The 20,013-nt window shown below is 66.0% G+C and carries 20 protein-coding genes; 7 read left to right on the forward strand and 13 right to left on the reverse strand.

What is annotated here, in order from left to right; genetic code table 11:
* Nucleotides 1-47: 47 nt before the first annotated feature.
* Complete coding sequence (locus ACOABP_RS02855; RefSeq protein ID WP_474226881.1) at nt 48-662, reverse strand: cysteine hydrolase family protein; 615 nt, start codon at nt 660-662, stop codon at nt 48-50.
* A gap of 86 nt (nt 663-748) precedes the next feature.
* Here ACOABP_RS02855 and ACOABP_RS02860 point away from each other — a divergent pair, with 86 nt between their 5' ends.
* Both ACOABP_RS02860 and ACOABP_RS02865 read left to right on the forward strand, forming a co-directional pair.
* The gene (locus ACOABP_RS02860) at nt 749-1,609 is read left to right on the forward strand and encodes a LysR family transcriptional regulator (RefSeq protein ID WP_474226882.1); all 861 of its coding nucleotides are present in this window, start codon (nt 749-751) and stop codon (nt 1,607-1,609) included.
* Nucleotides 1,610-1,872: 263 nt separating this feature from the next.
* Nucleotides 1,873-3,837: a diguanylate cyclase domain-containing protein gene (locus tag ACOABP_RS02865; protein WP_474226883.1), complete on the forward strand. Its 1,965-nt coding sequence runs from the start codon at nt 1,873-1,875 to the stop codon at nt 3,835-3,837.
* Here the strand turns inward: ACOABP_RS02865 and ACOABP_RS02870 are convergent.
* From ACOABP_RS02870 to ACOABP_RS02900, 7 genes are all read right to left on the reverse strand, one after another.
* Nucleotides 3,786-5,066 carry an AAA family ATPase gene (locus tag ACOABP_RS02870; protein WP_474226884.1) on the reverse strand — a complete coding sequence of 427 codons (1,281 nt, stop codon included), beginning with the start codon at nt 5,064-5,066 and terminating at the stop codon, nt 3,786-3,788. The genes ACOABP_RS02865 and ACOABP_RS02870 overlap by 52 nt on opposite strands.
* Nucleotides 5,067-5,248: 182 nt before the next feature.
* Nucleotides 5,249-6,979 (reverse strand): ABC transporter substrate-binding protein, encoded by a 1,731-nt coding sequence (locus ACOABP_RS02875; RefSeq protein WP_474227761.1) that lies wholly within the window; start codon nt 6,977-6,979, stop codon nt 5,249-5,251.
* 175 nt (nt 6,980-7,154) lie between these two features.
* Nucleotides 7,155-7,463: a DUF2160 domain-containing protein gene (locus ACOABP_RS02880; protein ID WP_474226885.1), complete on the reverse strand. Its 309-nt coding sequence runs from the start codon at nt 7,461-7,463 to the stop codon at nt 7,155-7,157.
* Between the two features lie 9 nt (nt 7,464-7,472).
* Nucleotides 7,473-8,303, reverse strand: coding sequence for a carbohydrate ABC transporter permease (locus tag ACOABP_RS02885; RefSeq protein WP_066735817.1), 831 nt, complete (start codon nt 8,301-8,303; stop codon nt 7,473-7,475).
* On the reverse strand, nt 8,296-9,180 hold the full coding sequence (locus ACOABP_RS02890) for a carbohydrate ABC transporter permease (protein WP_474226886.1): 885 nt from the start codon (nt 9,178-9,180) through the stop codon (nt 8,296-8,298). The genes ACOABP_RS02885 and ACOABP_RS02890 overlap by 8 nt, the downstream gene beginning before the upstream one ends.
* On the reverse strand, nt 9,177-10,277 hold the full coding sequence (locus tag ACOABP_RS02895; RefSeq protein WP_474226887.1) for an ABC transporter ATP-binding protein: 1,101 nt from the start codon (nt 10,275-10,277) through the stop codon (nt 9,177-9,179). The genes ACOABP_RS02890 and ACOABP_RS02895 overlap by 4 nt, the downstream gene beginning before the upstream one ends.
* A gap of 1 nt (nt 10,278) precedes the next feature.
* The gene (locus ACOABP_RS02900; protein ID WP_474226888.1) at nt 10,279-11,397 is read right to left on the reverse strand and encodes an ABC transporter ATP-binding protein; all 1,119 of its coding nucleotides are present in this window, start codon (nt 11,395-11,397) and stop codon (nt 10,279-10,281) included.
* Nucleotides 11,398-11,555: 158 nt separating this feature from the next.
* Here ACOABP_RS02900 and ACOABP_RS02905 point away from each other — a divergent pair, with 158 nt between their 5' ends.
* Nucleotides 11,556-12,326, forward strand: a complete 771-nt coding sequence (locus ACOABP_RS02905; RefSeq protein WP_197497493.1) for a DeoR/GlpR family DNA-binding transcription regulator — start codon at nt 11,556-11,558, stop codon at nt 12,324-12,326.
* Between the two features lie 72 nt (nt 12,327-12,398).
* On the opposite strand, the gene purU is transcribed toward ACOABP_RS02905, so the two are convergent.
* Nucleotides 12,399-13,265: a formyltetrahydrofolate deformylase gene (gene purU, locus ACOABP_RS02910; protein ID WP_066735811.1), complete on the reverse strand. Its 867-nt coding sequence runs from the start codon at nt 13,263-13,265 to the stop codon at nt 12,399-12,401.
* A gap of 47 nt (nt 13,266-13,312) precedes the next feature.
* Nucleotides 13,313-14,158 carry an NUDIX hydrolase gene (locus ACOABP_RS02915; protein ID WP_474226889.1) on the reverse strand — a complete coding sequence of 282 codons (846 nt, stop codon included), beginning with the start codon at nt 14,156-14,158 and terminating at the stop codon, nt 13,313-13,315.
* Nucleotides 14,159-14,191: 33 nt separating this feature from the next.
* Here ACOABP_RS02915 and glpK point away from each other — a divergent pair, with 33 nt between their 5' ends.
* The 3 genes from glpK to ACOABP_RS02930 all read left to right on the forward strand — a co-directional run bounded on the left by glpK (nt 14,192) and on the right by ACOABP_RS02930 (nt 17,840).
* Nucleotides 14,192-15,721, forward strand: coding sequence for a glycerol kinase GlpK (gene glpK, locus ACOABP_RS02920; protein ID WP_474226890.1), 1,530 nt, complete (start codon nt 14,192-14,194; stop codon nt 15,719-15,721).
* Between the two features lie 21 nt (nt 15,722-15,742).
* Nucleotides 15,743-17,347, forward strand: coding sequence for a glycerol-3-phosphate dehydrogenase/oxidase (locus tag ACOABP_RS02925; protein WP_474226891.1), 1,605 nt, complete (start codon nt 15,743-15,745; stop codon nt 17,345-17,347).
* Nucleotides 17,348-17,456: 109 nt separating this feature from the next.
* Nucleotides 17,457-17,840: a hypothetical protein gene (locus ACOABP_RS02930; RefSeq protein ID WP_197497492.1), complete on the forward strand. Its 384-nt coding sequence runs from the start codon at nt 17,457-17,459 to the stop codon at nt 17,838-17,840.
* 106 nt (nt 17,841-17,946) lie between these two features.
* Here the strand turns inward: ACOABP_RS02930 and ACOABP_RS02935 are convergent, their stop codons facing one another.
* From ACOABP_RS02935 to ACOABP_RS02945, 3 genes are all read right to left on the reverse strand, one after another.
* Nucleotides 17,947-18,171, reverse strand: coding sequence for a hypothetical protein (locus ACOABP_RS02935; protein WP_066735801.1), 225 nt, complete (start codon nt 18,169-18,171; stop codon nt 17,947-17,949).
* A 106-nt stretch (nt 18,172-18,277) separates the two neighbouring features.
* Nucleotides 18,278-18,721 (reverse strand): YXWGXW repeat-containing protein, encoded by a 444-nt coding sequence (locus ACOABP_RS02940; protein ID WP_474226892.1) that lies wholly within the window; start codon nt 18,719-18,721, stop codon nt 18,278-18,280.
* 150 nt (nt 18,722-18,871) lie between these two features.
* Nucleotides 18,872-19,075 carry a hypothetical protein gene (locus tag ACOABP_RS02945; RefSeq protein ID WP_474226893.1) on the reverse strand — a complete coding sequence of 68 codons (204 nt, stop codon included), beginning with the start codon at nt 19,073-19,075 and terminating at the stop codon, nt 18,872-18,874.
* Nucleotides 19,076-19,334: 259 nt separating this feature from the next.
* On the opposite strand from ACOABP_RS02945, the gene yfiR reads away from it, so the two are divergent.
* Entirely contained in the window at nt 19,335-19,970 is a 636-nt protein-coding gene (gene yfiR, locus ACOABP_RS02950) for a regulatory sequestration protein YfiR (RefSeq protein ID WP_474226894.1), read from the forward strand.
* Nucleotides 19,971-20,013: the final 43 nt, after the last annotated feature.

Here is a 20,013-nt window from a genome sequence, read left to right on the forward strand (position 1 = left end):
TAAATTCGTCACCCACCCCGGCAACCCTCACGTTGCGTCGGTCAGTGTCATTGCCACGCGGAAGCGTCCGCCACCACCGTCGCAAACCGGTCGTTCAGCGCGGCCAGCGTGACCCGATGCAGTTCGGCGGCCCGCAACGGCTCTCCACCCAGTGGATCGGGCAAGTCGCGCGTGGCGCAGGCCGCGGCGACCAGTGTGACGCGATAGCCGTGGTCGAGTGCCGAACGCACTGTCGCGCTGATGCACATATGGGTCTGGAAGCCGGCCACGATCAGTTCCTTGCGGCCAAGCGCTTCGAGTTGCGCTGCGAGGTCGGTGCCCGCAAAGCTGTTCGGCAGGTTCTTGATGACCGTCCGCTCGCCGTCAACCGGCGTCACGCCTTCAATGATCTCCGCAAACGGACCCGATGGATCGAATGCCCCCCCGGGCTTGCCATGGTGTACCACGTGGATCACGGGCGTACCGTGCCGGCGCGCCAGCGACAGCAGCGCGGCACACTCCGCCACCGCTGCCGGCATGCCGGTCAGGGGCAGCTTGCCATCGACGTACTCGCGCTGGTGATCCACCAGCACCAGCACGGCATCCGACCAGGCGGAAGGCTGGCGGCTGGCACCAGCGGCGTCGAGCAAGGTAAAGGGCTTGGCGGCAGGCGTTACGGTCATGGGGGCTCCGTCGGATAAAAGTGGCTATGCAGGCATCGTAGAGATCGGTAACCTGTACGCCAATTAGCCACCAGATCACATTTACTGTGCAAAAAAGCACAATTACCTGGGACGACCTGCTGACCTTGTCCACGCTGATGCGGGTCGGAAGCTATTCGGCCTGCGCCCGGGAACTCGATATCACGCACGCCACAGCCATCCGGCGCATCCGGCGTCTGGAGACCGCGCTGGGCAAACCCGTGGCGACGCGCACCGACGGCACCTTCGTCCTGACGGCCGCCGGACGCAATGCGCTAGCCGCCGCACGCGAGATGGAACAGTCCGCCGACCGGCTGCTGCGCGAGATCGAAGGCGCCAGCCCAGGCGTATCCGGCATCGTGCGGGTGGCCGCAACGGCCTCACTGGGCAGCCATTTCCTCACACCACGGCTTCCCGCCTTCTACTCCGGCAATCCCGACGTGGAGGTACGGCTCGAAGTGGATAACCGCGTCACCAGCCTGGCCCGGCGCCGGGCCCATATCGCGGTGCGCCTGGCGCGCCCGCAGGAAGATTCGCTGGTCGCGCAGCGCGCCGGCACGATCCACTTCGGGCTATATGCGCCCGCCGCCATGTCAGCCACCACGGCGGAATCGCGAGATACGCCGCTGTGCGGACTGCTCGACGAAGGCTTTTCGCTGCCGGAGGTCGAGTGGCCGCAGCTTCAGGGGCGGCGCTTCTCGTTCCAGTCCAACAGTTTCGTGGCCGTGCGCGAAGGCGTACGCGCCGGGCTGGGCGTTGCCCTGCTGCCTCACTATCTTGCGGCTGGCGAACCGGGCCTCTCGCTGGTCCGCCCGGTTCCCGAAGTGATCCGCGAAATCTGGCTTGCCTACCCGCCCGAGTTTCGGGGCGCATCGCGATTCCGGCCCGTCATCGACTGGCTGGCCGAAGCCCTGACGGCCTGCCCTTGAGCCACAAGAATGCGCCCCGGTGTCGCGCCGTCGCCACGACGCGCCGCATACGCCACCTCATGTGGGATAGCACACGCGTTTCCAGCGTTGCTCTCGCCGAAAAATTTGGCGGTTCTGCTACGCTTTGAACCGGCTGCCAACGCTGCATCGTCAAGATGCATCCAACAGATGGGCAGGGTCGTTGCATTGAAGCCCAGGCAACCGGAAAACGGGTCAGTGCGCAGAACAAAAAGAGATTCATGCGGCACTCATTGAAGTATCGAATGGCGATCGCGGCCGCGACGGTTGTCACGCTGGTATTTGTGGTGCGGGTCGGGTTTTCCCAGGTCTACGCATACACCCGCCTGAAGGAAGTCGTTCAGGCCCAGCAGGACACCCTGGTCAAGCTGGTTGCCGATCAACTCGACGAGAAGCTCGAGTCGCGCGCCATCGTGCTGCGGCGGCTCGCGCGAACGCTCGCGCCTGTGCTCGATCGTCCGGCTGGTCAGTTGCGCCAGATGGCCATCGATACGGTGGACATGCCCGAGCACTTCAATGCGACCTTCCTGGCCTCGACCGATGGCACCCTCGTCTTCAGCACCGCCGTACCCGATGGCGTGAAGATGACCGTAGGCGATCGCGACTACTTCAAGGCCATCGTCAACGGCGCAGACTTTGCCGTCTCCGACCTGCTGCAAGGCAAGCACACGAGCGCCCCCGGCGTGATCCTGGCCGTGCCGATGTATGACAGCCACGGTCAACTGCGCGGCGTGGTGGGCGGCGTGCTCAATCTTTCCGCAGAGAATTTCCTGCGCGAGCTGGCGCAGCACCGCGTGGGCGTCACCGGCTTCTATTGCCTGGTGTCGGCCGGCCCGAATCCGCGTTACGCGATGCACCCCGACGCGGCAAAGGTACTCACTCCGGCCCAGGCCGTCGGGGAGTCGTGCGGGGCCGAAGCCCCCGAATCGGAGTTCGAGTCGATATGGCCCGAACAGCCCGTGGTGGCGCGCTTCCTGCTGGAGTCGAACGGCTGGGAAGTGATATCGGTCCTGCCTGCCGCCGAAGCCTACGCGCCGCTGGTCGAAGTGCGCCACCGTGCCGTCATCCTGGGCATCGTGACGCTGCTGGCCGCCGCAATCCTGATGTGGGCCGTCATCCGGCACCTGCTGGCGCCGCTTGAGCATCTGCACCGCACCGTGCGCCGTCTTTGCGAACAGCCGGCCGCCATGGCCGAGTTGCCTGTGCGCCGCGATGATGAAATCGGCGAACTGGCTGGCACGTTCTCGGAAGTGATGACCCAGCTGATCGAACGCGAAGCCGCGCTGAAGGCTGCCACCGGCAATGCAGCGGCCAGCGAGAAGCGGCTGGAGGCCATCGCCAACCACGTGCCAGACCTGGTGGCCTTTGTCGACGCCGAGGAGCGCTTCGTGTTCGTCAACCAAGCCTACGCACGCCATTTCGGCCTCCCGGCCAACCAGATCACCGGCCTCTCGCTGCGCGAACTCTGGGGCACGCCCGAGTACGTGGCCAACAAGCCGTACCTGGAACAGGCGTGCGCCGGAGAATCCGTCACGTATAGCCGCGAGAATGCCGAGGGGCGCGCGTGGGAGATGACCTTCCAGCCCGCCTGGAACGACGCCAAGGATGCCGTCACCGGGCTGCACATGTTCGCGCGCGACATTACCGGCGAACGCCAGAAGCTGCGCTCGCTGGAAGCCCAGACGCTGTCCGACCACCTGACGGGCCTGCTGAACCGCAAGGGCTTCGACCGCCGCCTGCAGGAAACCATGGCGCGCGCCGATGCTGGTGGCTTCCGCACCGCGCTGCTGCTGGTTGACCTCGACGACTTCAAGGCGGTCAACGACACCTACGGGCACCCCATCGGCGACCAGCTGCTGGTCGCCTTCGCGGAGCGCCTGCGTGCATGCGTACGCGCAGGCGACGCCGTTGCGCGGATCGGCGGCGACGAATTCGCCATCGTGCTCGACAACGTGGGCAACCCCAACACGGTCGAGCGCATCGCCCACACGGTGGTGCACGCGGCCATGCGACCGTTCGACATCGACGGCCACCGCCTGGTCTCCACGGCCAGCGTAGGCAGCGCGATGCATCGTCCGGACCAGGGCACGTCGGTCAGCGAACTGTTCATGCGCGCCGACATGGCCCTGTACGATGCCAAGCGGCATGGCAAGGCCTGCTATGCGTCGACGGGGGCCAGGCGGCCCGAGGATGCGTCTTCGGAGGTCTGAGACGCCGCCCCGGACGGCGGAACGATAAACGCGTCCATGTCCTCGTCGGCATCCGGCCATTGCCTGCCCGGGATCCCGGGCACGATATCCAGCAGCCCCGCCCGCCGCATGGCACCCGCCAGCGTCGGGTCCGCCAGCATATGGATGCCCAGTACCGAGCCCCACATCAGTTTCAGGGCAGTGAGCCGCTTCAGGGACTGTTCGATATCGCGCCGCTTCGGCGCCCGGTTCCAGTCAGGGTCCAGTTCCTGGACAACCGTCCGGTACAGCCCCATCGTCCGGCTGTCGAACCCGGCAATCGTGGACGGATTGGCGGCCACCACGCGCAGCACCGCATCGTCGATCGGGTCCAGAGGATCCATTGCTTTCAGGAAAGGCTGGTGGACTCTGGCCAACCGTAGGTCAACGGCCCGTTCGAATGCGTGCCTGACGCTCACACCCTCGAACTGGCCGTAAAGCGCGATCCGCAACGCGGCATCCATCAGTACTTCCGGACGACTTTCCGCACGTTGAAACATCCTTTCGAGCAGCGCATCGTCGACCGAAGGCGGCAGTTCATACTTGCGTCGCACCCACTGCAGGAAGTCCGCGCCGAGTTCCGGAAACGCAAACTGCGACGCGCTGTACATCGTGTGCCGTCCGCCCAGCATCATCAGCAGCTTCGTGCGATCGGAGCCTGTGAACACGGTCCGTACGCCATACAATCCCCGTTCGTTGTTGAGCAGGTCTCGCGTGGCTTTCAGCGTGTACAGCATGCTGTCCCCTCGCTCGGTTGCCAGCATCTGCTGCGCTTCGTCGATGATCAGGATGATCGGACGGCGCATCCGGGCCGACAGCGCCTCCATTGAGCGGTAGACCCACAGTCCGCCCCGCTTCTCGCGCGCTTCGCCATGATCGAAGGCCAGCGACAGGCCTCCAAACCCGACACCCTTGAGTCCCACCGCGTGCGCAAACCTTGCCGCGATGCTCTCATGGGCATCCAGCGCTTTCTGGACCGCACCGATCACCATGTCGGCAGGGTCCTTTTCGGTCTCGCCCCACAGATCCGCCATCACCACCAGGGCGCCGAGCTTGCGGATGGCCGGCACCACCTCTTGCCGCAGGAACGTACTCTTGCCGATGCCACGCGACCCTATCAGCGCGATGACCTTGCTGGCCGGCCCATGCACCAGCTTCTGTGCAATATCCGCAGCAAGCCTGGGGCGTTCGAAATGTTCCGACAAATCCATATCGCTCCTCGTTCATCAATATCCGCGAACGATTCTATGGACCCCATCCCCGCCGTCCACCCCTTACCCCCGACTGCACCAGCAATGTTCCAATCCTTAACAGATCCACAAAAAAATGAAGCGGTGACGCAACACGCGCCACCGCTTCACACTGCAGGCTGAACACCCCGTTCAGGGAAGGATCAGCGGACTCGCCCCTCCTTCCACGCCTGCAGCAGTTTGTCGTAGGCGATGGTTTCGCCCTTCGGCTTTTCGTTGTCGAGCTTCTTCCACGGCGCGTGTTCCGACGACAGCCACTTCGTCGGATCGCTCTTCGGGTTCAGCTTCGGCGCGCACTGGGCCATGCCGGCACGCTGCAGCCGGCCCATCACCTGGTCCATTTCCTCGGCCAGGTTGTCCATGGCAGCCTGCGGGGTCTTCTCGCCCGTCACCGCCGTGGCCACGTTCTTCCACCAGAGCTGCGCCAGCTTCGGATAGTCAGGCACGTTGTTGCCGGTCGGCGTCCAGGCCACGCGGGCCGGGCTGCGGTAGAACTCGATCAGGCCACCGTACTTGGCCGCGTTCTTGGTCAGGTACTCGTGGTGGATGTCGCTGTCGCGGATAAAGGTCAGGCCGGTCAGCGACTTCTTCAGCGACACCGTCTTCGACGTCACGAACTGGGCGTAGAGCCACGCCGCGGCCAGACGGTTCGGGTCGGTGTTCTTGAAGAACGTCCACGAGCCCACGTCCTGGTAGCCGTTCTGCATGCCCTGCTTCCAGTACGGGCCGTACGGCGACGGCGCCATGCGCCACTTCGGCGATCCATCGGCATTGACCACCGGCAGCCCCTTCTTGGTCATGTCGGCGGTGAAGGCCGTGTACCAGAAGATCTGCTGCGCGACCTGGCCCTGCGCGGGCACCGGACCGGCTTCGGAGAACGTCATGCCCATGGCCTGCGGCGGCGCGTACTTCTTCATCCAGTCGATGTACTTGGTCAGCGCATAGACGGCGGCCGGGCTGTTGGTGGCGCCACCGCGCGACACCGAGGCGCCTACCGGCGTGCATTTGTCTTCCGCCACGCGGATGCCCCACTCGTCCACCGGCATGCCGTTGGGCAGGCCCTTGTCGGCCGAGCCGGCCATCGACAGCCATGCATCGGTAAAACGCCAGCCCAGCGACGGGTCCTTCTTGCCGTAGTCCATGTGGCCGAAGACCTTCTTGCCGTCCAGTTCCTTCACGTCGTTGGTGAAGAAGTTGGCGATGTCCTCGTAGGCCGACCAGTTCGTCGGCACGCCCAGGTCATAGCCGTACTTGGCCTTGAACTTGTCCTGCAGGTCCTTGCGTGCGAACCAATCGGCGCGGAACCAGTACAGGTTGGCAAACTGCTGGTCGGGCAACTGGTACAGCTTGCCGTCCGGCGCCGTGGTGAACTTGGTGCCGATGAAGTCCTTGACGTCGATGCCCGGATTGGTGAATTCCTTGCCGGTGCCGTTCATGTAGTCGGACAGCGGCAGGATGGCGCCGTAGCGATAGTGCGTGCCGATCAGGTCGGAATCCGAGATCCAGCCGTCGTAGATCGACTTGCCCGACTGCATCGACGTCTGCAGCTTCTCGACGACGTCGCCTTCCTGGATCAGGTCATGGTTGACCTTGATGCCGGTGATTTCCTCGAAGGCCTTGGCCAGCGTCTTCGATTCGTACTCGTGCGTGGTGATCGTTTCCGACACCACGTTGATCTGCGTCACGCCCTTGGCCTTGAGCTTGGCGGCGGCATCGATGAACCACTTCATCTCGGCCTGCTGCTTGTCCTTGGCCAGCGACGACGGCTGGAATTCGCTATCGATCCACTTCTTCGCCGCAGCCTCGTCGGCCCACGCGGCATGCCCGCATGTCAGTGCGGCCGCAAAGGCCAGGGCCGACATCCCCAACTTCACGCGCTCTTTCATTCGTTGTCTCCTCAGGTACCCTTCCCCGGTTCTGTCACAGGGTTGCGGCCCCGGGGAAGGGACAAGATCTCGCAGCCCATGAACAGCAACACCAGTTGAAAATTCCTGCGACCTTCTGCGCAACCCTCTGTGCGACTTTCTCCGCGACCGTCTTGCTGGCGCCTCAGCCCCGGCGCATGACGACCAGCAGCACCACGGCCGAAATTGCCGCACTGATCCATACCGACGGCTCCTCCGCCAGCTGGAACCAGGCTTGCATCTTCTCGCCCAGGCCCACCCACGCCAGGTTGATCCACGCGGCGAACATCAGTCCGATGAACAGGCGATCGCCCCGCGTGGTGGCTATCGGCAGAAAACCCTTGCGCTCCACGGTTGGCGCGCGCACCTCCCAGATCGTCATACCCACCAGCATCACCACCACCAGGGTAAAAAATACCGCTACCGGGGTAGTCCATACCATCCAGTTCAGCATCGCGGCTCCTTATACGCGGCCCATCGCGAAGCCCTTCGCGATGTAGTGCCGTACGAACCAGATCACGATCGCGCCGGGCACGATGGTCAGCACGCCGGCCGCGGCCAGCACGCCCCAGTCCATGCCCGACGCCGACACCGTGCGCGTCATCGTCGCCACGATCGGCTTGGCATTGACCGATGTCAGCGTGCGCGCCAGCAGCAGTTCCACCCAGCTGAACATGAAGCAGAAGAACGCGGCCACGCCCACGCCGGCCTTGATCAGCGGCAGGAAGATGGTCAGGAAGAAGCGTGGAAACGAATAGCCATCCACATAGGCTGTCTCGTCGATCTCGCGCGGCACGCCGGACATGAAGCCTTCCAGGATCCACACGGCCAGCGGCACGTTGAATACCAGGTGGGCCAGCGCCACGCCAAGGTGCGTGTCCATCAGCCCGATCGTCGTATAAAGCTGAAAAAACGGCAGCAAAAACACGGCCGGGGGTGTCATGCGGTTGGTCAGCAGCCAGAAGAACACGTGCTTGTCGCCAATGAACTGGTAGCGCGAGAACGCGTAGGCGGCCGGCAGCGCCACGGAGATCGAGATCACCGTGTTCAGTACAACGTAGATCAGCGAATTGATATAGCCGGAATACCACGACGCATCGGTGAAGATCGTCACGTAGTGTTCCAGCGTGACGGCCGCCGGCCACAGCGACAGCGACGACACGATCTCCTCGTTGGTCTTGAACGACATGTTCACCATCCAGTAGATCGGCACGATGGCGAACAGCAGGTACAGCGTCAGGAAGACCGGACGCCACCAGCCCGGGCGCTGGCCGGGAAGCTTGCGGTCAGCCATTGGGAACCTCCTCGGTGCCGGCCGTGCCGGCGCGCTGCATCCAGTTATAAAGCACGAAACAGGTCAGCAGGATGATCAGGAAGTAGACGATCGAGAACGCGGCCGCCGGCCCCAGGTCGAACTGCCCCACCGCCTTCTGGGTCAGGTACTGCGACAGGAACGTGGTGGCGTTGCCGGGTCCGCCACCGGTCAGCACGAACGGTTCGGTGTAGATCATGAAGCTGTCCATGAAGCGCAGCAGCACCGCAATCATCAGCACGCCGCGCAGTTTGGGCAGCTGGATGAAGCGGAAAACGGCAAAGCGGGATGCACCATCGATTTGCGCCGCCTGATAGTAGGCATCGGGAATCGCGCGCAGGCCCGCGTAGCAGAGCAGCGCCACAAGCGGTGTCCAGTGCCAGACGTCCATGACCAGCACGGTCACCCAGGCATCCAGGGCGCTCCCGGTGTAGTTGTAGGCGAAGCCCATGCCGTCGAGCGCCGCCCCCAGCAGGCCGATATCGGTGCGGCCAAAGATCTGCCAGATCGTGCCCACCACGTTCCACGGAATCAGCAGCGACAGCGCGATGATGACCAGCGCGGCCGATGCCTGCCAGCCCCTGGCCGGCATGGCCAGCGCCAGCAGGATGCCGATCGGGATCTCCACGCACAGCACGGCCAGCGAAAAACCAAGCTGGCGCAGCAGCGCATCGTGCAGTTCCCCATCGCGCAGCACCGTGGCAAACCATTCGGTGCCCACGAACACGCGGCGTTCGGGCGAGATGATGTCCTGCACCGAGTAGTTGACGATGGTCATCAGCGGCAGGATGGCCGAAAACGCCACGCAGATCACCACGGGCAGTACCAGCAGCCAGGCTTTCTGGTTGACGGGCTTCATGGGACCAGTTCCTCGTTGATGTAGAAGCAGGTGTGGCGGTTGAACACCGACAGCCACGCGGTTTCGCCGGGCCGCAGCGCGGCGGCCTCGGTGCCCAGCCGGGCCCGGATCGTGGCATCTTCGCCATGATTGACCGTCGAGGTCATCAGCCAGTAGGTGCCGATGTCCTGCGCGCGCTCCACGCGCACCGGCAGGGCCTGCGGGTCGCCCTCGGGCGCCAGGTGCAGGTATTCGGGCCGCACGCCGATCTTGAAGTTGCCGGCGGACTGCAGCGCCGACAGCGTCTGCGGCGGCAGTTCGGGCAGGTAGCGGCGCCCTGCCACCTCCACTGCGCCGTCGCGCCACTGGCCCGGCAGGAAGTTCATGCCCGGCGAGCCGATGAAGTGCCCCACGAAGGTGTGCGCGGGCCGCTCGAACAGCGCATCCGCAGATCCCACCTGCACGGCCTTGCCACGCGACATCACCACCACCTGGTCGGCAAAGGTCAGCGCCTCGGTCTGGTCGTGCGTCACGTAGATCAGCGTCAGCCGGAATTCGTGATGGATTTCCTTGAGCTTGCGCCGCAGTTGCCATTTCAAGTGCGGATCGATCACGGTCAGCGGTTCATCGAACAGGATGGCCGACACGTCCTGGCGCACCAGCCCGCGCCCGAGCGAGATCTTCTGCTTGGCATCGGCGGCCAGCCCGCTGGCGCGGCGGTCGAGCGAGGCCGACAGGTCTAGCATTTCGGCCACTTTGCCGACGCGTTCCTTGACCTGCGCCGCGCTCACCCCGCGATTGCGCAACGGGAAGGCGAGGTTCTCTCCGACCGTCATCGTGTCGTAGATCACCGGAAACTGGAACACCTGCGCGATATTGCGCGCCTGCGGCGAGGCGTCGGTGACGTCGTTGCCGTCAAAGCGGATAGTGCCCTGCGACGGGCGCAGCAGCCCCGAGATGCAATTCAGCAGCGTAGTCTTGCCGCAGCCGGACGGGCCCAGCAACGCATAGGCGCCCCCGTCCTCGAAGGTGAAGTTCAGCGGCAGCAGCGCGTAGTCTTCGTCCTTCTGCGGATCGGCCACATAGGAATGGGCGAGGTCGAGATCGATGCGCGCCATGTCAGGCTCCCGACTCGGTTACGGGCGCGCTGACCACATCGGCCAGGGCGCCCGGGCGGCGCGGCGCGTGGATGCGGTCGCCGGCGGCATTGAACAGGTACAGCTGGCCCGGTTCGATATGGAGCGACAACGGCGCGCCCAGCTGCAGGTCGAGCACCCCGGCGAACTGGGCCACGAGGTTGCCGGCTGCCGTATCGACGTGCACGAAGGTATCGGAGCCCGACAGCTCGGCCAGGGCCACCTTGCCCGGCACTTCCACTGCCCCGGGCACCGGCTTCAGGCGCAGCGCGGCGGCGCGCACGCCCACCGTCACCGGACCGCCCGGCGCATTGACCTCGGGCAGCGGAATCGCGATCTGGCCGGGCAGCGTCACGCGTCCGGCCTCCAGCACGCCTTCCACCAGGTTCATCGGCGGATCGCTGAAGGCACGCGCCACCCGCAGCGAGGCCGGATAGTGGAAGACTTCGGGGGTCGGGCCGTACTGCAGCAGTTCACCGGCATCGAGCACGGCAGTGTAGCCGCCCAGCAGCAGCGCCTCGGCGGGCTCCGTGGTGGCGTAGATCACCGTGGCATCGCCCTGCGCGAACAGGTGGGTCAGCTCTTCGCGCAGTTCCTCGCGCAGCTTGTAGTCCAGGTTGACCAGCGGCTCGTCCAGCAGCATCAGCGGTGCATTCTTGGCCAGGGCACGCGCCAGGGCCACGCGCTGCTGCTGGCCGCCGGACAGTTCCGACGGGTAGCGTTCCAGCAAATGGTCGATATGCAGCCGGCCCGCCAGGCTGCGCACGCGGGCGTCGATGGCCTCGCGGCCGTCGCGCCGCAGCCGCAACGGCGATGCGATGTTGTCGAAGACGGTCAGCGACGGGTAGTTGATGAACTGCTGGTACACCATCGACACGTTGCGTTCGCGCACCGGCACGCCGGTCACGTCCACGCCATCGACCCGCACGCGGCCGGCCGCGGGCTTGTCGAGCCCCGCCATGACCCGCATCAGCGATGTCTTGCCGGCCTGGGTGGTCCCCAGCAGGATGGTGACGGCGCCAGGCACGGGGGCCAGCGTCATCGGGTAAAGATAGGCTTGCGACCCCATTTGCTGCGCAATGCCTTCCAGGCTCAGCTGCATCCAGTCTCCAATGTTCCTGTGCTTGCTCAGCCACTCCGAAAACCGCGGCCAAGGCGCACTTTTCAAGTCAACCCGCTCGTTTTAGCTCAAAAACGAACATAAAACAATACTGCAGCGCGTCATTTGTTTTCGTTTCTGTTTGAACTAGAATGCCGGACATGACGCTTAATCCCCGCCAGACCGCCCTTCTCGAGGAAGTCCGCACCCAGGGCTTTGCCTCCATCGACGAACTCGCGCGCAAGTTCGGCGTGACCTTGCAGACCGTGCGGCGCGACGTGAACCTGCTGGCCGAAAACGGCATGCTGGCCCGCTTTCATGGCGGGGTTCGCATGGAGGGGTCGACCACCGAGAACATTGCCTACCGGCAGAGGCAGGCGCTCAACGCCGACGGCAAGGTGCGCATTGCGCGCGCCGTGGCGGCAGCAGTACCCGAAGGCTGCTCGCTGATCCTGAACATCGGTACCACGGTGGAAGAAGTCGCGCGGGCGCTGATCCATCATCGCGGCCTGCGCGTGATTACCAACAACCTGCATGTCGCCAATATCCTGGCCGACAACCCCGATTGCGAAGTCATCGTGGCGGGTGGGGTACTGCGCTCGCGGGACCGCGGCATCATCGGCGAGGCCACGGTGGAATTCATCCGTCAGTTCAAGGTGGATATCGGCCTGATCGGCATCTCGGGCATCGAGACCGACGGCACGCTGCGCGACTACGATTTCCGGGAAGTGAAGGTGGCGCGCACGATCATGGAACACTCGCGCGAGATATGGCTGGCAGCGGATGCCAGCAAGTTCAACCGCCGTGCCATGGTGGAGCTGGCGCCCCTGACCAGTATCGACCGGCTGTTTACGGACGAGCCGCTACGCGCGCCGTTCGACACGATGCTGGCGGAAAGCGGAGTGAAATGTGTGGTCGCGGATGGGGAGTGAGATCCGCCCGGGTTGCCCGCAGCCCCCTTCCGCTGGCGGAAGAGGGCGGCTGCCTGATGGCAGCGCCGGGGCTTACTTGAAGACGACCGTCTTGTGGCCGTTCACCAGGATACGATGCTCGGCGTGCCACTTGACCGCACGGGCCAGCGCCACGCACTCGACGTCGCGGCCGACGGCGGTCAGCTGCTCGGGGTCCATGCTGTGATCCACGCGCTCGATTTCCTGCTCGATGATCGGGCCTTCGTCCAGGTCGGCCGTCACGTAGTGCGCGGTCGCGCCGATCAGCTTCACGCCGCGGTCATGCGCCTGGTAGTAAGGCTTGGCACCCTTGAAGCTGGGCAGGAACGAGTGGTGGATGTTGATCGCGCGGCCCTGCAGCTTGCGGCACAGGTCGTCGGACAACACCTGCATGTAGCGCGCCAGCACCACGAGGTCGATGTTCTGGTCGCGCACCACTTCAAAGACGCGCGCTTCCTGCGCGGCCTTCTGCTCGGCCGACGCATTCATCAGCGGCAGGTGGAAGAACGGTACGTCGTACGACGCGGCCAGCTGGTAGAAATCGCGGTGGTTCGACACGATCGCGGCAATCTCGACCGGCAGGCCGCCAGCCTTGGCGCGGAACAGCAGGTCGTTCAGGCAGTGGCCGATCTTCGACACCATGATCATCACGCGCGGCTTCACGGTGGCGTCGAACACTTCCCACTGCATGCCGAACTGGTCGCCCACGGGCGCGAAGGCGGCGCGCAGCTCGGCCAGTTCCGGGCCGCCGGCGGCGGTGCTGAAGTGCACGCGCATGAAGAAGCGGCCGGTGAACGCATCGCCGTACTGGTCAGAATCGACAATATTGCAGCCGTGCTGGAACAGCAGGCCGGAAACGGCATGCACGATGCCCGGCTGGTCCGGGCAGGAAAGCGTCAGGATAAATCCGGTGGTGCTCATCTTGGGCAAATCGGGGTTAGGCAAGCCCTGGCCGCGATGCCTGGTGTTCAGGGCTGGACGGCGGCCCAGCCGCGTCTGCGGAGGGCATCCAGCGTCACCAGCGTGGCGTCGACGGTCATGGCACGACCCGCCATGATAGCAAGCAATGCCTCCGGATCGATATGGCGATGCTCGGCCACTTCGCCGTCGCGGTTATGCGGCACGAAGTCGGCCGGCACCACCAGGTCATATACATACACGCGTTCCCACTGCACGCCCTCGGGGATTTCACGCAGCACATCGATCACTCCGTGGGCCTCGGCCTGGCCTGCCAGCGCGGGCGGAATGCCCGATTCCTCGTCGCATTCGCGCACCAGCGTCTCCAGCGGATCGCTGCCCGCCGGCATGCCGCCGGCCACGAGGTTGTCCCACATGCCTGGGTCCACCGACTTGGCCGCACTGCGCCGCGAGATCCACAGCGCCCGTTGCCCGGCCACGATGCCGTTCATGTGCGACGCAAAGGTCAGCAGCCCAAGGAAGCGGGCGGCGGCCCGCTCGATCACCGCGAACGGCACCGCGTCGAGCGCCGGCGTGACGGCAAACAGCTCGTTGCGCCAGCCGCGCACGTGGCCCGCATCGGCCAGCTGCCGGGCCAGCGTCGCCAGCGCGGCATTGCGCGCGGCCGGCGTGGTGCAGCCGGGCAGCAGCGTCACGGCGCCCTGCCCTGGCTCCCGGCCGCTTTCCGCCCCGTTTTCCGGCCCCAGCACATCGCCCATGGCGCGCAGGATGGCGGCATGGTGCCGCGGCAACCAGCCCACCTGCACACCATCTGCCAGCAGCCGCAGGTGCGCGGCGGGATCGAAGGGGCTGCGCGCGGCAACGCCGGCAACGACTACGCTAACGATATCGGACATGGGAAAACACATTCACCGTTACGGATGGACCGCATGACACCCACGCATTCCACGCAATCGCCGCAGTACGTACTGGCCCTGGACCAGGGTACCAGCAGCTCGCGCGCCATCCTGTTCGATCACGCCGGCAATGTGGTTCGGATCGCCCAGCGCGAATTCCGGCAATATTATCCGCATCCCGGGCACGTCGAGCACGACCCCTACGAAATCTGGCAGTCGCAGCTGGCCGTGGCCCACGAGGTGCTGGGCGATGCCAACGTCAGCGGTTCGCAGCTGCGCGCCATCGGCATTACCAACCAGCGCGAAACCACGGTGCTGTGGGACCGCAAGACCGGCGAGCCCGTGGGCCGCGCGCTGGTCTGGCAGGACCGCCGCACCGCACCGATGTGCGAAGAGCTGCAGGCGGCCGGCCATGGCGGCACCTTCCAGCAGAAGACCGGCCTGATCATCGACGCCTACTTCTCGGGCACCAAGCTGCGCTGGATGCTGGACCACTACGACGGCGCCCGCGAGCGCGCCGAGCGCGGCGAGCTGGCGTTCGGCACGGTGGACAGCTGGCTGATCTGGCAACTGACCGACGGCGCGCGCCATGTGACCGATGTGTCCAACGCGTCGCGCACGCTGCTGTTCAATATCCACGATTTCCGCTGGGACGACGAACTGCTGGGCATCCTCGATATCCCGCGCAGCCTGCTGCCCGAGGTAGCCCCGTCCAGCGGCGAGGTGGCGCGCACGTCGGGGCGCCTGTTCGGCGTGGAGGTGCCCATCGCCGGGATCGCCGGCGACCAGCAGGCGGCCACGTTCGGCCAGGCCTGCCTGCGCCCCGGCATGGCCAAGAACACCTACGGCACCGGCTGCTTCATCCTGATGAATACGGGCGACAAGCCGGTGACGTCGCGCAACCGGCTGATTACCACCATCGGCTGGCAGATCGGCCAGGACACCCAGTACTGCCTGGAAGGCGGCGTGTTCATGGGCGGCGCCACGATCCAGTGGCTGCGCGACGGGCTCAGGCTGATCCACAGCGCCCCCGAGGTGGACCCGCTCGCGCGCCAGTGCGAGGACACCGGCGGCGTGGTGCTGGTGCCCGCGTTTGCCGGCCTGGGCGCGCCACACTGGGACCCCTTTGCTCGCGGCACGATGGTGGGCATCACGCGCGGCACCGGCGGCCCGCATATCGCCCGCGCCGCGCTGGAGTCGATCGCGCTGCAGAGCGTGGACGTGCTCGATGCCATGCAGAAGGACGCCGGCATCTCGCTGGCCGAACTGCGCGTGGACGGCGGTGCGTCGCGCAGCGACCTGCTGATGCAGATGCAGGCCGACCTGCTCGGCACGCCGGTCGTGCGGCCGCGCGTGACCGAGACCACCGCGCTGGGCGCGGCCTACCTGGCCGGGCTGGCTACCGGCTACTGGACCGATCCCGAGGAAATTACCCGCCAGTGGCAGGTGGAGCAACGCTTCGAGCCGAAGTTGTCGGCCGACGAACGCGCACACCGCATCGCCCGCTGGCATCGCGCGGTGGACCGCGCGCGTGACTGGGCCCGCGAAGACACCACACATTGAATCCGATTGCCTGAAGAACACATGCCAATCTCCGTACCTGCGGTCCAGCCGCCCACCCGCCCCGAACTGCTCGATACGCTGTCGCGCACGGCCCGCTGGGACGTCATCGTCATCGGCGGCGGCGCCACGGGCCTGGGCACCGCGCTCGATGCCGCCGCGCGCGGCTACCGCACGCTGCTGCTGGAGGCAGCCGACTTTGCCAAGGGCACGTCGAGCAAGGCCACCAAACTCGTACACGGCGGCGTACGCTACCTGGCCCAGGGCAATATCAGCCTGGTGCGCGAGGCGCTGCACGAACGCGGCCTGCTGGCCCGCAACGCACCGCACGTGGTGTGGCCGCTCGGATTCGTGGTGCCGGCCTACCAGATGTTCGACCAGCCGTTCTACGGCATCGGCCTGAAGGTCTACGACATGCTGGCCGGCGGGCTGAACCTGTCAGGCAGCCGCTGGCTGAGCCACCGCGAAACGCTGGAAGCCGCACCCACCCTGGCCGAACACGTGGGCGGCCGTCCGCTGCGCGGCGGCAACCTGTATTTCGATGGCCAGTTCGACGACGCGCGCCTGGCCATGGCACTGATGCGCACGCTGTTCGACGTAGGCGGTACGGCGGTGAACTACATGCGCGTCTCGGGCCTGACCCAGCGCAACGGCGTGATCACCGGCGTTACTGCCGAAGACGCGCTGGGCTCCGGCACCTTCCACCTGTGCGCCGACTGCGTGATCAACGCCACCGGCGTATGGGTCGATGCGGTACGGCAGATGGAGGACGTCCAGGCCCGCACGATGGTGGCGCCCAGCCAGGGCGTGCACCTGACCATCCCGCGCAGCTTCCTGCCCGGCGACCGCGCCATCCTGATCCCCAAGACCGACGATGGCCGCGTGCTGTTCCTGGTGCCCTGGAACGGGCATGTGATCGTCGGCACCACCGATACCCCGCGCAAGGACCTGCCGCTGGAGCCGCGCGCCACTGGCGACGATATCGACTTCATCCTGGAAACCGCGGCACGCTACCTGGCGCGCGATCCGTCGCGCGCCGATGTCACCAGCGTCTGGGCCGGGCTGCGCCCGCTGGTCAAGGCCACCGGCGAATCGTCCACGGCGTCGCTGTCGCGCGAGCACACGATCGTGGTGTCGAAGGCTGGCCTGATCACGGTCACCGGCGGCAAGTGGACCACCTACCGCAAGATGGCCGAGGACGTGATCGAGACCGCGATCCAGCGCCAGATGCTGCGCGCCGCGCCCTGCCGCACCGCCGACCTGCCGCTGCATGGCGCGGTGGGCATGCCGGCCGACCTGCCACCCGCCAACTCCGGCTCGCCCGACCGCTACTACGGCGCGGACCTGCCGCTGGTGCATGCGCTGCCGGGCGCGGACACCATGGTTGTGGCGGCCTCGGGCCTGACCGAGGCCCACGTCCGCTTCGCGGCCCGCCACGAACTGGCGCGCCGCGTGGAAGACGTGCTGGGCCGGCGCAATCGTGCGCTGTTTCTCGACGCCGGTGCTGCACTGGCCGGGGCGCCGCGCGTGGCGGAGATCCTTGCCGAGGAACTGGGCCACGATGCCGCCTGGCAGGCCAGGGAACTGGAGGACTTTGGCGCGCTCGCTCGCGGTTACATGATCGCCTGAATCGCCCTGGATTCCCCTGAAAGGCAGCAAATGGGCTGCCTTGGTGCGCGACTTCGGCGATAATGCCGGCTATTGCATCAGGGAGAACACCATGGACGACATGGATGACATGGACGAGATTGATGATCTGTCCGATCTGCCGATGCCCCGGTTCATCTGGGGCTTCGCCATCACCGCCAGCAAGGGCGGTGAAGTCAGTCACGACGAATTCGAGTACCTGACCCACACCCACAACCCGCGCTTCTCGTGCCGCGTCGTGGAGCTGGAGGACGTGCCCGCCGACAGCGAGGAGTCGGGCATCGACGGACGCCTCGTCCACTACGACGAGCCGGACCGCCTGTTCTACATCACCGATGCCGGCATGGCGCTGGTCAACTTCCAGATGTTCGACAAGCTGCCCGAGAAGAGCCGGCTCAAGAAGGTCTGCGACGAAGCCATCAAGAACTGGATGCTGCGTCGCGAATTCCTCGACGACGAGGAAGACGAAGGCTGAAGCCAAACGAAAAAGCACCCCGCGGGGTGCTTTTTTATTGCCGGGGCCAACGGCCGGGGGCTGGTGCCGTAACCTCTAGCCGCCCCGCGCCTGGCCGAACGCCACCTTACTGGTCCTTCACCTCGATCAGCCCGGACGCCACGCGTTCGATCTCGCAATAGACCGGCAACGCCTCGAGCGGCCCGGTGCATCCCACGCCCGACGCCTGGCTGGCGTGGGCGCCCGGCGGCAGGAACACGAATGCCATGCCGGGCTGGAAACCCGGATGCCGGCGCAGACTGTCATTCAGAATGTCGAGGTACTGCGAGCGTGAGAAGACCTGCTTGGCCATGTTGAGTCTCCGGATGATCGGCTGAGCCCGGAAATCCTAGCATGGCCTTGCCACCGCCCGGCACCGCATCGTGAGATCGACGGCATCGGGCGCGGCAGTCAGCGACTTAGCACTCGCCCTTCTTGGCGTGTCCCGGCGGGCAGTGGTAGCCGCGCGGGCCGCCACGCGGGCGGTCGCCGTCGTAGTCATCGTGCCCGTGACCGTGATAGCGGTCGTAGTCGGGACCGCGGTTCCAGCGCTCGGGCTGCATCACCCAGCCGTTGCTGGCCCGCACCCAGCGCGGCTGCTCATAGACATAGCCCGGCCGCGCGGACACCCAATGGCCCTGCTTCCACGCGTGCTTGCGATAGTGGTCATCCCAGACCCAGTACCCCGGTGCCCAGACATAGCCAACGCGTGGCGCCGGCACGGCCTCGTAGATCGGCGCCGGCGGCGGCGTACCGATGCCGATATTGATATTGACCTGGGCCAGCGCGGCGGGCGCGAAGGCCGCGGCCGACCAGAGCAATGCGGCGCCGGCGGCGGCGCGCAGGAAAACGTGGCGATTCAAGGTGACCCCCTCTTTTTCTAAAAAACACCGTAGACAAAATGTGCGCGAATGGGCAGCAGTGTACCCACCGTCCGTCCGGTGTGATGTAAGAAAGCGTGTCTGGGCGTTACCGCCCGGGGGATTGGGGTGCCGGGGAGGCGGCGGCCCGACTCAGTGATCGGCGGCCATCGCTTTCAGCTCGGCCTCGCCGGCCACGCGGGCGGCGTCGGCGGTGGTGAAGGTGTCGTCCGACACCATGGCGCGCCGGATCTGCTGCGCGCCGAAGTCCACCAGCGCGATAACCCACACATAGCGCCCGGCCTGGGGCGCGGTTTGCACAAATGCCTTCAGTTGCGGTCTGGTTTCACTCGTCATGATGTATCTCCGTTCGAACACGACAGGACAAGACGCTGGCAGGCGCGCGTTGCCAAAAACTCTAGCACATCCATCCCGCCGCCCGGCCCAGGGCATCTGGCCCCGATGCGGACGCAGGCGTTTGTGGCTACAGTTTTTGCAGATCCTGCCGAAACCTTCATGGAGTCTCCTACCCGCCAGTTCCGCCGGTCCGACCGTACCTTCGCCCGCCGCCCAATTGCCGCGCTCCGCGTTACGCCCATCTTCCCGTTCCTGCGCCGTGCGCCGCCGTGTACGCCTGGCCCCGCCGGCGTTCCTGGCGCTGCTGGCGTTGCTGGTGGCTGTTTATCAGCCGCTGCCCGCCCAGGCGTCGGCGCCGCCAGGCCCCGCATCCGGCCCCCTGCCGGCGATGGCCCCGTCCGGGCCTGCCAGCCAGTCCGCGCCAGCGGTGCCGGCCGCGCCGGTTTCGCGCCCCGACGCCGTCGCCCGCGTGGTCATGAGCCTGCTCAGCTACGCGCGCTGGCCGGGCGAGCGTGAAACCGTGCGGCTGTGCATCGACAGTTCGGCGCGCTATGCCGGCAAGCTGATGGAAGGCGGCACGCTGTCCACCGGCCGGCTCGTGGAGGCCCGCCGGGTCGATACGCTGCCGGAATCCCTGGCCTCCGAATGCGACGCCCTGTACCTGGGGGCGATGAACGACGCCCGCCGCCGGGCGCTGACGGCCTACTTCATCGGCAAGCCCGTGCTGGTAATGACCGAAGAGGACTTCGAGTGTGAGGGCGGCAGCATGTTCTGCCTGAGCATCCGCGAGCACCAGGTATCGTTCCGTATCAATCTCGATGCCATCGCCCGCAGCGGCATCCATGTGCATCCGGGCGTCCTGCAACTGGGACGCCGCAAGGTGCCGGCATCATGAACCTGCCCGGCCGCCGCCCCTCCGCCCGCCCCCCGCAGGCGGC

It is taken from the genome of Cupriavidus sp. HE11 (assembly GCF_056097175.1).